Raw genomic sequence first — 13081 nt, 5'->3', positions numbered from 1 at the left:
GGCCCCTGCTCTACCGAAGGCGTTAACAGGGGGCCCCTCCTTACAGGCGGTCGGCCGCGAGCAGGCGGTCGCCGGTGAAGGCGAGCAGCCAGCCGCCGCCCTTCGGGGTGGTGTAGTCGTCGGAGCGGCCGGTCAGCCGTTCCAGCGCGCCCGGGATCACCTTGCCCTGGCTGCACACCGCGACCGGTTCCCCGTCCAGTGCCAGCGCGGTGAGCCGGGCGGCGGCGGCCAGGGCGCACTCGTCCGGCTGCTGGCCGGGGCGCGGCTCGTCCAGGTCGCCGACCACCTCGACGGGCAGGTCCAGCAGGGCGGCCGCCGGGGCGAGGGTCTGCACGCAGCGCCGGGCCGAGGCGGAGACCAGGCGGGCCGGGCGGACCAGGGCGACCAGGGGCGCGAGCGCCTGCGCCTGGGCCCAGCCCTCGGCGTCCAGCTCCCGGCCGGTGTCCGGGCCCGTCCAGGTGCCCCGCTTGCCGGCGTGCGCGTGCCGGACGAGCAGCACGGTGGCGGTGACGGGCGGCAGCGCCGCGAACGCGGCGATCACCTCGGCGTCGTGCGGGTAGCTGACCCGGCGGGCCGCCTCGTCGGTGGGGAACCAGGCCACCTCGTCGACCTCGGTGTCCGGCTGGAAGCCGCCCTGCGCGGCGGCCCGCATCGACCAGTAGTCGACGGTCTTCGGCCGGCCCTCGCTGCGGTAGTGGACGGTGGGCAGGCGCACCTGCGGCACGGCCCGGACGTCGGTCTCCTCGGCGACCTCGCGGACGGCGGCCCGCAGCGGGTGTTCGCCGGCGTCCAGCTTGCCCTTGGGCAGCGACCAGTCGCCGTACCGGGGGCGGTGCACCAGGCAGATCTCGACGCCGCCGGTGGCCGGGCGCCAGACGACCCCGCCCGCCGCCCGGATCCGCACCGGCTCGTCGTCCGTCATCCGCTCACCGTATGCCCGCTCCGAGCGGGTCGTGGTCCGGTCAGCCCGCCCTACCGCCGACCCGGTGCAGGAGCAGGTCCTGCAGGTGGGTCAGCGGCCTGTCGTCGCCGCCGGTACGCCGCTGCCAGGTGCCGTCCGGGGCCAGTTCGAAGGCGTCCACCTCCGGGCTGAACGCGGCGGTCAGCACGTGGTCCAGCTCGGCGCGTGCCACCGGGTCGCTCACCTGCACGAGCGCCTCGACCCGGCGGTCCAGGTTGCGGTGCATGAGGTCGGCCGAGCCCATCCAGAACTCCGCGTCGCCGTTGTTGCCGAACCGGAAGATCCGCGAGTGTTCCAGGAACCGGCCGAGGATCGAGCGGACCCGGATGTTCTCCGACAGCCCGGGCACGCCGGGCCGCAGCGTGCACATGCCCCGGATCAGCAGGTCCACGTGCACGCCGGCCCGGGACGCCCGGTAGAGCGCGTCGGTGATCTCCTCGTCGACCAGCGCGTTCACCTTGAACTGCACCAGCCCCGGCATGCCCAGCCGGACGTGCTCGATCTCCCGCTCGATCCGCTCGACGAGGCCGCTGCGGATGCCCTGCGGGGCCACCAGCAGCCGCCGGTACGCGGTCTGCCGGCTGTAGCCGGTGAGCACGTTGAACAGGTCGGTGAGGTCGGCGCCGATCTCCGGGTCGGCGGTGAGCATGCCGAAGTCCTCGTAGAGCCGGGCGGTCTTCGGGTGGTAGTTGCCGGTGCCGATGTGGCAGTAGCGGCGGATCTGGTTGCCCTCCTGGCGGACGACCAGGGCGGTCTTGCAGTGGGTCTTCAGGCCGACCAGGCCGTAGACCACGTGGCAGCCGGCCCGCTCCAGGGTGCGCGCCCAACCGATGTTGGCCACCTCGTCGAAGCGCGCCTTCAGCTCGACGAGCACCACCACCTGCTTGCCGGCGGCGGCCGCGTCGACCAGCGCGTCGACCATGGGGGAGTCGCCGCTGGTGCGGTAGAGGGTCTGCTTGATGGCCAGCACGTTCGGGTCGGCGGCGGCCTGCTCGACGAAGCGCTGCACGCTGGTCGCGAACGAGTGGTACGGGTGGTGCACCAGCACGTCCCCGTCCCGCAGGGTGGCGAAGACGCTGCGCGGCACCTCACCCTCGGCGAGCCGGGGGTGGGTGGCCGGCACGAACGGCGGGTCCTTGAGGTCCGGGCGGTCGGCCTCGCCGTAGACCTGCCACAGCGCGGAGAGGTCGAGCAGGCCACGGACCCGGAGCACGTCCTGGCTGTCCATGTCCAGCTCGCGGACGAGCAGCTCCAGCATGTGGTCGGAGACGGAGGCGGCCACCTCCAGCCGGACCGGCGGGCCGAACCGGCGCCGCGCCAGCTCCCGTTCCAGGGCTTGGAGCAGGTCCTCGTCCCGGTCCTCGTCCACCTCGACCTCGGCGTTGCGGGTCACCCGGAACAGGTGGCACTCGACCACCTGCATGCCGGAGAACAGCTGCCCGAGGTGCACCGAGATGACGTCCTCGACCGGCAGGAAACGCACTCCCGGCTGGTCGCGCGCCACCCGGACGAACCGGGGCACGTTGTTGGGCACCTTCACCCGGGCGAACAGCTCGGAGCCGCCGTCCGGGTCGCGCACCGAGACGGCCAGGTTCAGCGACCGGCCGGAGATGTAGGGGAACGGGTGCGCCGGGTCCACCGCGAGCGGGGTGAGCACCGGGAAGATGTGCTCGCGGAACCAGGTGCGCAGCCGCTCCCGCTCGGCGTCGTCGAGGTCGCTCCAGCGCAGGATCCGGATGTCCTCGGCGGCCAGCTTCGGCAGCACGTCGTCGACGAAGCAGGCGGCGTGCCGGGAGACCAGGTCGGCGGCCTTCTCGGCGATCAGCTCCAGCTGGGTCCGCAGCGGCAGCCGGTCGCCGCCGCGCACCGGCAGGCCGGCGGAGAGCCGCCGCTTCAGCCCGGCCACCCGCACCATGTAGAACTCGTCCAGGTTGCTGGCGAAGATGGCCAGGAACTTGGCCCGCTCCAGCAGCGGCGTGCGGGGGTCCTCGGCCAGCGCCAGCACCCGGGTGTTGAAGTCGAGCCAGGAGAGCTCACGGTTGAAGAACCGGTCCTCCGGCAGCGGCCGGGCCGCCGGCGGCTCCACCTGCGGGCCCGGCCCCTCGACCGGGTCGAGGGACTCCTCCAGCCCGGCGGAGGCCGCTGCCGCGGGCTCGGGGCTCACGCTCTCCTCGGGCGGACGGACGCGGCGGAACCGGCCGTCGGCGCCGCGGGTCGACGCGCCGTTGCGGGGCGCGCCGGGATCGACGAGGTTACGGGGACCGTCGGGGTGCTCGCGAGGGGTGCTCACCACCTCATGATTCCCCGACAAGGGTGAACGGAAAATGAACTCCGGGCAGGTTGGTCACGCCATCGTCGGCAACGTCACCCGGACGACCTCGCCGGCGGCGTCCCGCTCGATGCGGACCCGCTGCCCGAGCCGGAGCAGCCGCAGCCCGGAGGCGTCGAACGCGCGCGTGGGGAAGGCCAGCTCGGTGCCGTCGTCGAGGAGCAGCACGCCGCTGCGGGTCGACGCGTCGTAGGTGGCCACCGTGCCCTGCATGCCAGCACCGTACCCGACATCCCGGCCGGCCCTGGCCAGCAGCGCGGCGGTGCGCGGGCCGGCGCCGAGCCGGGCGGCGGCGGTCAGGTCGGCCGGGGTGTCCACGTCGCGGCGCAGCGTGGGCCAGCCGCCGGGCAGCGGCAGCGCTCCGCTCGCCGCGTGCGCCGCCGCCGAGCCGGGGCCGAAGCGGGGCGCCAGGGGCACTCCGGGCGGCGCGGCGAGCAGCACGGTGCCGCTGCCCGGGGCGTCGGCCACGAACCCGCGTACCCCGCCGGTGGGGGCGGCCCGCAGCGCCTCGGCCAGGTCGGCCGGGCGCAGCGCCGGCAGGTCGGCGGTGAGTCCGGCCACCGCCGCGCGCGGGCCGGCCCCCGCCGCGCCCTGCCGGAAGGCCGCGTTCAGCCCGGCCGCCGGGTCCGGGACGACCGTCGCGCCGGCCGCCGTCGCCTCGGCCTCCACCCGGGGGTCGTCGGTCACCACCAGCACCCCGGCCACCGCCGGACAGGCCACCACCGCGCGGACCGTGTCGGCCGCCAGGGCCAGCGCCAGCTCCTCGTGGGGTACGCCGGGCAGCGCGCCCCGCAGGCGGCTCTTCGCCACTCCGAGGCGCTTCACCGGCACCACCACGGTCCAGGTCGGCTCAGGCACGTGACAATCCTGCCAGCCGGACGGCGGTACCCTCACTGGCCGGACCCGGAGCGAGCAGGCATGATTTCGTCCCGGGGCGTGCGCGCGTGGGGCGGAACGAGGAGGCAGGGTGGCACGGCGGAGGCTGGGATTCTGGCCACGGTTCGCCGTGGTGCTGGTGAAGCCGGTGTTGACCGTGTGGACGCGCCGCACCTGGCGGGGCATGGAGCACCTGGGCGGCGACGGCGGCATCATCATCGTGCCCAACCACATCTCGCACGCGGACCCGCTGGTGTCCGCGCACTTCATCCACGACGCCGGGCGCTGGCCGCAGTTCCTCGGCAAGGCCAGCGTGTTCCGGGTGCCGGTGATCGGCTGGATCCTGCACCGGTGCCGGCAGATCCCGGTCGAGCGCGGCAGCGTCGAGGCGGCCCGGTCGCTGGACAAGCTGGTCGCCGCGGTGCACCAGGGCGGCGCCGTGGTGATCTACCCGGAGGGGACCACCACCCGCGAACCGGACCTGTGGCCGATGAAGGGCAAGACCGGTGCGGCCCGGCTGGCGCTGGCCACGGGCGCGCCGGTGATCCCGATGGCCATGGTCGGCCCGGAGAAGATGTTCGATCCGCGGACGGCCCGCGTCGGGCTGCGACCACGTACGCCGGTGACGGTGGTCGCCGGGCCGCCGGTCGACCTGAGCCGGTGGGAGGGCGCCACGCCGACCCGGGCGATCCTGGAGGAGATGACGGACACGATCATGCTGCGGATCCGGGACCTGGTCGCCGAGATACGTGGCGGCACACCACCGCCGCTGTGGGAGCGGCCGGCCCGGACGCACACGCCCGAGGTGACCGAGTGAGCGGGCGCAGCGGGCACGTCGCGGTGCTGGGCGCGGGCTCGTGGGGCACCGCCTTCGCCAAGATCCTCGCCGACGCCGGCCGGGACGTGACCATCCTGGCCCGGCGCGCCTCGGTGGCCGAGGCAATCCGGGTCGGGCGCCACAATCCGGACTACCTGCCGGACGTGCGGCTGCCCGACCGGGTCACCGCGACCGGGGACGCCGAGGAGGCGATCGCCGGCGCTGAGGTGGTGGTGCTCTCCGTGCCGTCGCAGACGTTGCGCGGCAACCTCGCCGAGTGGACCCCGTACCTGGACCCGGACGCCACGCTCGTCTCCCTCATGAAGGGCATCGAGCTGGGCACCACCAAGCGGATGAGCCAGGTGATCATGGAGACCGCCGGGGTGCCGGCCGACCGGGTGGTGGTCGTCTCCGGGCCGAACCTGGCCCCGGAGATCGCCGCCGAGCAGCCGGCCGCGACCGTGGTCGCCGGCACCGACAGCCGCCGGACCGCCCTGGTGCAGTCGTCGATCCGCACGCCGTACTTCCGGCCGTACACCAACGACGACGTGATCGGCTGCGAGCTGGGCGGGGCCGTGAAGAACGTGATCGCCCTGTCGTACGGCATCGCCACCGCCATGGGCTTCGGCGACAACACCCGGGCCATGCTGATGACCCGCGGCCTGGCCGAGACCGCCCGGCTGGGCGTGGCGCTCGGCGCCGACCCGATCACCTTCGCCGGCCTGGCCGGCATGGGTGACCTGGTCGCCTCCTGCTCGTCGCCGCTGGCCCGCAACCGCACCTTCGGCGAGCACCTGGGCCGGGGGGAGACCCTGGAGCAGGCCCAGGCGGCCACCCGGCAGACCGCCGAGGGCGTGAAGAGCTGCCTGGCCATCCGGGACCTGGCCCGCGCGCACGGGGTGGAGATGCCGATCACCGAGCAGATCGAGCGGATCTGCCACGAGGGGATGGACCCGCGGCTCGCCGTGGACGCCCTCATGAGCCGGACCGCGAAGCCCGAGTCGTACGAGTGAGGCGGCCATGACCGAGTGGGGTGACGGCACGCGCAGCGTGCACGCCGGGCTGCCCGCGCCGGAACCGGGCCAGCCGTTCCTGCCGGGGCCGGTGTTCGCCGCGCCGTACCACCTGGACCCGTGGCGGGGGCCGGAGGCGACCCCCAACGGGTACGGGCGGCCGGACAACCCCACCCGGCGGCTGCTGGAGGCCGCCGTCGGCGAGCTGGAGGGCGGCGACTGCCGGGTCTTCGCGAGCGGCCAGGCGGCCATCACCGGCCTGCTGCTGGCGCTGCTGCGCCCCGGGGACACCGTGCTGCTCCCCGCGGACGGCTACTTCCCGGTGCGCGCCTTCGCCACCGCCACCCTGGAGGGCATCGGCGTACGCGTCGCCTTCGTGCCGACCGCCGGGCCGTACCCGTCGTTCGAGGGTGTCCGTCTGGTGCTGCTGGAGACCCCGGCGAACCCCGGCCTGGACGTGGCCGACGTGCCGGCGCTCGCCGCCGCGGCGCACGCCGCCGGGGCCCTCGTCGCGGTCGACAACACCACCGCCACCCCGCTCGGCCAGCGCCCGCTGGAGCTCGGCGCCGACGTGGTGGTCGCCTCCGGCACCAAGGCCCTCACCGGCCACTCCGACCTGCTGCTCGGCTACGTGGCGACCCGTTCCGCCGAGCTGCTCGACGCGGTGACCGCCTGGCGGACCACCACCGGCGGGGTGCCGGGGGCGTTCGACTGCTGGCTGGCGCACCGCTCGCTGGCGACCGTGGACCTGCGGCTGGCCCGGCAGACCGCCAACGCCGAGGCGCTGGCCGGGCTGCTCGCCGGCCGCGGCGACGTGACCGGCCTGCGCTGGCCCGGGCTGCCGGCCGACCCGGCGTACCCGGTGGCCTCGGTCCAGATGCGACGGATGCCCGGTGTGCTCTCCTTCGACCTGGGCGACGCCGACCGGGTGGCCCGTTTCCTCGACGCGTCCCGCCTGGTGTCCGCCGCCACCTCGTTCGGCGGGCTGCACACCACGGCCGACCGGCGGGCCCAGTGGGGGGACGACACCGCGCCCGGCTTCGTCCGGCTCTCCTGCGGCATCGAGGACGGCGCCGACCTGGTGGCCGACGTGACGGCCGCGCTCGACGCGGCCTGACGGGGGCCGGCCCGCTCCGCTAAGGTGACGGGCAGCAACGGCCCGCGTGGGCCCCGACCGGAGGAGGTGAGACCGATCCACCAGCAGAGGACCGGCGCTCCCTCCGAGTCCGCGTCGCCCCAGGGTTAGGGCGACGCCGGGAGCGCCGACGAGCGTTCCCGAAAGGCCAGCCATGCCATCCACCCTGTTCTCTCCCGACCGTCCCGCCCTCGTCCGGCGGCTGCGCGCCGCCGGCTGCGTCTTCGCCGAGGACGAGGCGGACCTGCTGATCGCCGCCGCCGGGTCGGCCGAGGCCCTCACCGACCTGGTCGACCGCCGGATCGCCGGCCTGCCGCTGGAGCACCTGCTCGGCTGGGCCGAGTTCTGCGGCCTGCGGGTCGCCGTCGACCCCGGGGTGTTCGTGCCCCGCGGCCGGACCGCCCTGCTGGTCGCCGCCGCCGCGGCGGTGGCCGGTCCGTCGCCCGCCGTCCTCGACCTCTGCTGCGGCTCGGGCGCCGCCGCGCTGGTGCTGCACGGCCGGCTGGCGCCCCGCTGGCTGGCCGCCGCCGACGTCGACCCGGCCGCGGTGGCCTGCGCCCGGCGCAACCTGACCCCGCTGGGCGTGCCGGTCTACCAGGGCGACCTGTTCGCGCCGCTGCCGGTGCGGTGGCGGGGACGGCTGGACCTGGTGGTGGCGAACGCCCCGTACGTGCCGAGCGGCGCCGTGGCCATGCTGCCGGCGGAGGCGCGGCTGCACGAGGCCCCGGTGGCGCTGGACGGCGGCGCGGACGGGCTGGCCGTGCTGCGCCGGGTGGCCGCCGGCGCGGCCGAGTGGCTGGCCCCCGGCGGGCACCTGGCGGTGGAGGTGAGCGCCGGCCAGGCCGGGGCGCTCTGCCAGATCATGGCCGACGCCGGCCTGGACCCGTCCGTGGTGCGCGACGACGACCTGGAGGCCACCGCCGTCACCGCCCGCCGTCACGGGTGAGACGCCGCCCGACCCCGCCCGCGCCGGGACCGGGCGGGCGGGGTCGCGCGACCGTGGCGGGACGCCGCGGCGCGAACTAGCCTCAGGTCAGGCTCGGCGGGAGGCGGTGGCGGTGGGCAGCGCGGGTGTGCCGGTGGTGGTGGGTCTGGACAACGGCGGCACGAGCAACAACGCCACCGTGCTGACGGTCGACGGCCGGTTCCTGGTGGACGGGCTGGTGGAGATCCCGAGCGAGGTCCAGGCCGGCCCGGACGCGGCGATCGAGGCCCTCGCCCGGGCGCTCGACGGGGTGCTGGCGCTGACCGGGGTGCCCCGCGAGCTGGTCCGCGCGGTCGGGCTGGACACGCCCGGCCCGGCCAGCGCCACCGGGGTGATCTCCTCGCGCGGCTCGACCAACTTCTCCCAGCCCGCGTGGCGCGGCTACGACGTGCGCGGCGCGCTGGAGCACCGGCTCGGCCTGCCGGTGGTCTACGCCAACGACGGCAACGCGGCGGCCCTCTACGCGCACCACGTGCACTTCGGCGCCGACGCGATGGCCCGCTCCTCGGTCGCCGCGATCGTCGGCACCGGGCTCGGCGGCGGCGTGGTGGAGGGCGGCCGGGTCGTCGGCGGCGCGGCCGGCATGGCCGGTGAGTTCGGGCACGTGCACATCCCGCTGGACGGGCTGCTCGGGCCGGGCCAGCCGGTGCCGGTCTGCGCCTGCGGCTTCGCGGGGGACGCGGAGAGCGTCGCCTCGCTCACCGCCATCGCGCACCACCTGCTGCCGTACTGGCTGGGCCGGTTCCCGGGGCACCCGCTGGCGGGGGAGGAGCCGGGCCGGGCGGCGAAGCTGGTCCGGGGCTACGGCGAGCGGGGCGACGCGCTGGCCCGCGAACTCTTCACCCAGCAGGCCATGGCGCTGGGCCGGCTGTTCACCATCGCGGCCAACTTCACCGACCCGCACGCGTACTTCGTGGGTGGCGGGGTGGTGGAGGCGGCGCCCGAGTTCCGCGACTGGTTCCTGGCCACCGTGCGGGAGCACACCGTGCTGCGCGCCGAGCAGCGCGCGGTGGCCACCTTCGCGCTGGTGCCCGACCGGGACATGGCCGGTGCGCGCGGGGTGGCCATCGCGGCGCTGGAGGCGGTCCGCGGCGGGGCCGCCGCGGGTCCGCTGGTCGCCGGCTGAGCCGGGGCCGTCGCCGGCCCGCGGCAGTGCTGCGGTGCCGGCGACCGGCGGATCAGGGGCGCGGTGGGGCGCCGGTGAAGGCGGCCCACGCGGCCGGCGGGAAGACCAGCACCGGGCCGGCCGGGTCCTTGGAGTCGCGGACCGCGACCGCCTCCGGCAGCGGCGCCATCTCGACGCACGCGCCCTCGTCGCCGCTGTGGCTGCTCTTGCGCCAGCCGGTCGCCGGCGGGTGCGGGCTGTTCGTGCCGTTCATGGGTTCTACCTCTCGTTCAGCAGGCGGAGCAGCTCGTCCCGGCTGGCCGCCGGGCTCAGCGCCACGGTCCGCAGGTGCTCCATGATCTTGGTGCAGGTGCGCAGGTCGCCCGGCCGGTCCAGCACCATCTGCCCGGCCACCGTCTCGACCGAGGCGATGATCGGGTCCTCCGGATCGGCGAACTCCAGGATGTGCAGCGACCCCCGCGTCCCCCGGTGGTATCCGGCGGAGAGGGGGATCACCTGCACGGTGATGTTGGGCAGTTCGGCCATCTTCAACAGGTGCTGGAGCTGGCCCCCCATCACGGTCCGGTCCCCGACCGGGCGCAGTAACGCCCCTTCGTCGATGATGGCGTCGAGGATCGGCGGATTGTCACCCGTGAGCCGTTGCTGGCGGTCGAGCCGCAGCTTGACCCGCTGCTCCACCTGCTCGTCGCTGAGGGTGTGCGGGCCGCCGCGCATCACCCCGCGGATGTAGTCGGCGGTCTGGAGCAGGCCCGGCACCACCGACGGCTCGAAGTTGGCGATCCCGGTGGCTTCCGCCTCCAGGGCGATGAAGTCGATGGTCCGCCGGTCCAGCAGGTACGAGTAGGACACCCACCAGCCGGGCTTGCGGGCGTCCTTGGCGAGTTGCACGGCACCGGCGATCTCGTCGGGCCCCACCCCGTAGAGGGTGAGCAGCGCCCGCACGGTGGCCGGGTTGACCAGCGTCTGCGCGTTCTCGTAGCGGGACAGGGTGCTGCGGGTGCTGTTGATCTCGTCGGCCGCGGCCTCCAGGGTGAGGCCGGCGGCCTCCCGGTGGGTCCGCAGGGCGATGCCGAGCCGTCGGGCCCGGGCGGTCTTCGGCGCCATGCATCGATGGTCGCACATCAACGGGAGCTTGGGCATGAGAGAAATCCGATGAGAGTTGCATTCACGCTTGTCCACCTGTCAATCTGTGACGGCGTCCTCACCACCGGTTGTCGTGGCGACGGTGGTGGTGAGCGACCGGAGGGGATGGGGCGCGCGGTGATCGGGTTTTACTCCCCCACGACCCGATCGCCGCGTGCCCGTACCGCACGCCAGACGGGGAGGATTCGCGATGACGGTGACGGCCTGCCACCCCGCCGACGAGGGTGGGCGGCGATGACCCGCTTCCTCGTGGTCCTCACCGACGTGCGCCCCCTCGAGGCCGACCTGCGCCCCCTCGACGGCATCTGGCGCAACGAGCGGACCAGCCCCGAACGGCGCCGGCAGGTGGTCGGCGCGAGCAGCCGCGAGGCGGCGGACCGGATCGCCGGCGCCTTCATGGCGCTGGGCATGGTCCGCGCCGGCCGGCAACGGGTCAAGGTCATCGCGGTGGGCCGCCGGCCCCGGACCGCGGACCAGTGAGCTGAACCGGGCCCGCCCCCGGGACGCGGTGACGGGGGCGGGGAGCCGGGCGGCCGGTGGCAGGTCCCGCCACCGGCCGCCCGGGCTTACCGCCTTCGTCCCATCCGGTTACTCACCGTATATGGTCTGCTGACCGGTTGCCGCCCGCTGCGTCGTCTCCCCGGGTATGCGCCACCGACGCTCGCCACGCACAGTAAGGTCAAGCGGGTGAGCACCCCAGGCAAGACCCGCGTGGCGATCGTCTTCGGCGGCCGCAGCCCGGAGCACGGCATCTCCTGCGTGAGCGCCGGCAGCGTGCTGGCCGCCCTCGACCCCGACGAGTTCGAGGTCGTGCCGGTCGGCATCACCCGGCAGGGGCAGTGGGTGCTGGCCAGCGGCGACCCGGACCAGCTCGCCATCGCCGACCGCAAGCTCCCCGAGATCACCGCCGGCTCCGGCGCCGAGCTGGTGCTGCGCGCCGACCCGGCCGTGGGCGGCCTCATGGTGCTCGACCCGACCCAGGGCCCCGTGGCGCTCGCCGACGTGGACGTGGTCTTCCCGGTGCTGCACGGCGCCTACGGCGAGGACGGCACCATCCAGGGGATGCTGGAGATGGCCGACATCCCCTACGTCGGCGCGAACGTGTTCGCCTCGGCGGCCGCCATGGACAAGGAGTTCACCAAGAAGCTCTGCGCCGCCGAGGGCATCCCGGTCGGCCCGTACGTGGTGCTGCGCGCCGGGATGACGCTGACCGAGGAGGACAAGGCGCGCCTCGGGCTGCCGGTCTTCGTGAAGCCCTCCCGCGCCGGCTCCTCCTTCGGCATCACGAAGGTCGACGACTGGGCGCAGCTCGACGCGGCCGTCGCCACCGCCCGGGAGATCGACACGAAGGTGCTCGTCGAGGGCGCGATCGCGGGCCGCGAGATCGAGTGCGGCGTGCTGGAGGGCGAGGCCGGCGGCGCCCCCGAGGCGTCGGTGCTGGCCGAGGTGCGGGTGGTCTCCGGCCACGACTGGTACGACTTCGAGGCCAAGTACATCGACGACGCCTGCGAGTACGACATCCCGGCGAACCTGCCCGAGCCGGTGACCCGGCAGGTGCGCGAGTACGCGACCCGCGCGTTCACCGCGCTGGACTGCTCCGGACTGGCCCGGGCCGACTTCTTCGTCACCCCGGAGCTGGACGTCTACCTCAACGAGATCAACACGATGCCGGGCTTCACCCCGACCTCGATGTTCCCCCGGATGTGGGCGGCCAGCGGACTGGAGTATCCGAAGCTGGTCAACCGGCTCATCCGCACGGCCCTGCGCCGCGCCGGCCGCTGACGCCCTGGCGTCGCGACCGGCCGGCGACGGTCAGGCGGAGCAGCCGGACGGGGCCGTCTTCGCGGCGGGCACCGAGGCGACGATCGCGTCGGCGATCGGCGTGACCCACTGGAGCGGCTGCTCGTACTGCTTCGGGACCCGCACCCGCACCGGGGTCTCCCGGTCGACGGTGGTCAGCACGGCGGCGTCCGCCTCCTGCACGGCGTGCCAGCAGACCTTGTTGACCGACCAGACCTCGTCGGTGGGCTGCACGATCGGCGGCGTGCCGCCGCAGGCCACGGTCAACGCCGGGTCGCCGTACGCGGCGTTCTGCTCGGCGCCGGCGGTGACCGGTCGCTGCGCCAGGTCGCGGACGGTCGCCGGGAGCTGCGACACCAGGGCGCGGCACACCGTGGCGGGGCGCTCGGCCAGGGCGGGGGCCGGCAGCTCGACCGGCGTGGTCGACTGCGGCCGGGCGGCGCTCGCCGACGGGCTGGGCGCGGCGGCCGGGGAGTCCGGGGCCAGCTTCGCGAAGGTGAACCCGGCCACCGCCAGGGTGACCGGCACCGCGACGAGCGTCGCCCAGAGCGCGGCGCCGCGGGTCGACCGGTCGCGACGCGCCGGGCGGGACTCGTCGACAGCGGGGGAGGACGTGATCTCTTCCACTTACAGCCGCACCACCGAGCACGTGAGGGTGCGGGTGATGCCGGGCACCATCTGCACCTTGCTGACGATGAGTTTGCCGAGCTCGTCGACGGTGTTGGCCTCGGTGAGGACGACCACGTCGTAGGGCCCGGTGACGGCGTCGACGCGTACCACGCCGGCAAGGTCCGCGATCAGACCGGCCACGTCACGTGCCCGACCGACCTCCGTCTGGATGAGGATGTACGCCTGTACCACGACTCGACCTCCGTCCGTCGCCGCGTGGGGCGACC

Annotated in this window: 14 protein-coding genes and 1 pseudogene; 7 read left to right on the top strand and 8 right to left on the bottom strand. The window is 74.9% G+C overall.

Going from position 1 to position 13081, the window contains the following annotated elements:
• Positions 1-40: 40 nt before the first annotated feature.
• From ABZS80_RS25910 to cofC, 4 genes and pseudogenes are all read right to left on the bottom strand, one after another.
• On the bottom strand, positions 41-922 hold the full coding sequence (locus ABZS80_RS25910; protein ID WP_151462653.1) for an NUDIX hydrolase: 882 nt from the start codon (positions 920-922) through the stop codon (positions 41-43).
• A 40-nt stretch (positions 923-962) separates the two neighbouring features.
• Positions 963-3251: an RNA degradosome polyphosphate kinase gene (locus tag ABZS80_RS25905; RefSeq protein WP_355059770.1), complete on the bottom strand. Its 2289-nt coding sequence runs from the start codon at positions 3249-3251 to the stop codon at positions 963-965.
• Between the two features lie 54 nt (positions 3252-3305).
• Positions 3306-3503: a cold-shock protein gene (locus tag ABZS80_RS25900; RefSeq protein WP_355059836.1), complete on the bottom strand. Its 198-nt coding sequence runs from the start codon at positions 3501-3503 to the stop codon at positions 3306-3308.
• A gap of 39 nt (positions 3504-3542) precedes the next feature.
• Positions 3543-4148: pseudogene (gene cofC / locus ABZS80_RS25895) on the bottom strand (2-phospho-L-lactate guanylyltransferase); the annotation flags it as partial.
• Between the two features lie 109 nt (positions 4149-4257).
• Here cofC and ABZS80_RS25890 point away from each other — a divergent pair.
• The 5 genes from ABZS80_RS25890 to ABZS80_RS25870 all read left to right on the top strand — a co-directional run bounded on the left by ABZS80_RS25890 (position 4258) and on the right by ABZS80_RS25870 (position 9242).
• The gene (locus ABZS80_RS25890; protein WP_355059768.1) at positions 4258-4983 is read left to right on the top strand and encodes a lysophospholipid acyltransferase family protein; all 726 of its coding nucleotides are present in this window, start codon (positions 4258-4260) and stop codon (positions 4981-4983) included.
• Entirely contained in the window at positions 4980-5996 is a 1017-nt protein-coding gene (locus ABZS80_RS25885; RefSeq protein WP_355059766.1) for an NAD(P)H-dependent glycerol-3-phosphate dehydrogenase, read from the top strand. The genes ABZS80_RS25890 and ABZS80_RS25885 overlap by 4 nt, the downstream gene beginning before the upstream one ends.
• A gap of 7 nt (positions 5997-6003) precedes the next feature.
• On the top strand, positions 6004-7113 hold the full coding sequence (locus ABZS80_RS25880; RefSeq protein ID WP_355059764.1) for a cystathionine gamma-lyase: 1110 nt from the start codon (positions 6004-6006) through the stop codon (positions 7111-7113).
• 172 nt (positions 7114-7285) lie between these two features.
• Complete coding sequence (locus ABZS80_RS25875; RefSeq protein ID WP_355059762.1) at positions 7286-8077, top strand: putative protein N(5)-glutamine methyltransferase; 792 nt, start codon at positions 7286-7288, stop codon at positions 8075-8077.
• A 112-nt stretch (positions 8078-8189) separates the two neighbouring features.
• A complete protein-coding gene (locus tag ABZS80_RS25870) occupies positions 8190-9242 on the top strand; it encodes an ROK family protein (RefSeq protein ID WP_355059760.1) in 1053 nt (350 codons plus the stop codon).
• 52 nt (positions 9243-9294) lie between these two features.
• Here the strand turns inward: ABZS80_RS25870 and ABZS80_RS25865 are convergent, their stop codons facing one another.
• Both ABZS80_RS25865 and ABZS80_RS25860 read right to left on the bottom strand, forming a co-directional pair.
• Entirely contained in the window at positions 9295-9495 is a 201-nt protein-coding gene (locus ABZS80_RS25865) for a DUF397 domain-containing protein (RefSeq protein WP_355059758.1), read from the bottom strand.
• A 5-nt stretch (positions 9496-9500) separates the two neighbouring features.
• On the bottom strand, positions 9501-10346 hold the full coding sequence (locus ABZS80_RS25860; RefSeq protein WP_355059756.1) for a helix-turn-helix transcriptional regulator: 846 nt from the start codon (positions 10344-10346) through the stop codon (positions 9501-9503).
• A gap of 273 nt (positions 10347-10619) precedes the next feature.
• Here ABZS80_RS25860 and ABZS80_RS25855 point away from each other — a divergent pair, with 273 nt between their 5' ends.
• On the top strand, positions 10620-10865 hold the full coding sequence (locus tag ABZS80_RS25855) for a hypothetical protein (protein WP_355059754.1): 246 nt from the start codon (positions 10620-10622) through the stop codon (positions 10863-10865).
• A gap of 207 nt (positions 10866-11072) precedes the next feature.
• Complete coding sequence (locus ABZS80_RS25850) at positions 11073-12167, top strand: D-alanine--D-alanine ligase family protein (RefSeq protein ID WP_355059752.1); 1095 nt, start codon at positions 11073-11075, stop codon at positions 12165-12167.
• Between the two features lie 30 nt (positions 12168-12197).
• Here the strand turns inward: ABZS80_RS25850 and ABZS80_RS25845 are convergent, their stop codons facing one another.
• Together ABZS80_RS25845 and ABZS80_RS25840 are read right to left on the bottom strand one after the other, a co-directional pair.
• On the bottom strand, positions 12198-12812 hold the full coding sequence (locus ABZS80_RS25845) for a DUF3515 family protein (protein ID WP_355059750.1): 615 nt from the start codon (positions 12810-12812) through the stop codon (positions 12198-12200).
• The gene (locus tag ABZS80_RS25840; protein WP_013284547.1) at positions 12813-13046 is read right to left on the bottom strand and encodes an Lrp/AsnC ligand binding domain-containing protein; all 234 of its coding nucleotides are present in this window, start codon (positions 13044-13046) and stop codon (positions 12813-12815) included.
• Between the last annotated feature and the right edge of the window lie 35 nt (positions 13047-13081).

This window comes from Micromonospora sp. NPDC005305 (assembly GCF_040607315.1).
In the GTDB taxonomy this organism is placed as follows: Bacteria; Actinomycetota; Actinomycetes; order Mycobacteriales; family Micromonosporaceae; genus Micromonospora.
This window is presented reverse-complemented; position numbering and strand designations above follow the sequence as displayed.

Bases quoted from the DNA above. Each gene is read 5' to 3' on its own strand.
- ABZS80_RS25910 (WP_151462653.1), bottom strand. From the start codon at position 922: ATGACGGACGACGAGCCGGTGCGGATCCGGGCGGCGGGCGGGGTCGTC.
- ABZS80_RS25900 (WP_355059836.1), bottom strand. From the start codon at position 3,503: ATGCAGGGCACGGTGGCCACCTACGACGCGTCGACCCGCAGCGGCGTG.
- ABZS80_RS25880 (WP_355059764.1), top strand. From the start codon at position 6,004: ATGACCGAGTGGGGTGACGGCACGCGCAGCGTGCACGCCGGGCTGCCC.
- ABZS80_RS25875 (WP_355059762.1), top strand. From the start codon at position 7,286: ATGCCATCCACCCTGTTCTCTCCCGACCGTCCCGCCCTCGTCCGGCGG.
- ABZS80_RS25865 (WP_355059758.1), bottom strand. From the start codon at position 9,495: ATGAACGGCACGAACAGCCCGCACCCGCCGGCGACCGGCTGGCGCAAG.
- ABZS80_RS25860 (WP_355059756.1), bottom strand. From the start codon at position 10,346: ATGGCGCCGAAGACCGCCCGGGCCCGACGGCTCGGCATCGCCCTGCGG.
- ABZS80_RS25855 (WP_355059754.1), top strand. From the start codon at position 10,620: ATGACCCGCTTCCTCGTGGTCCTCACCGACGTGCGCCCCCTCGAGGCC.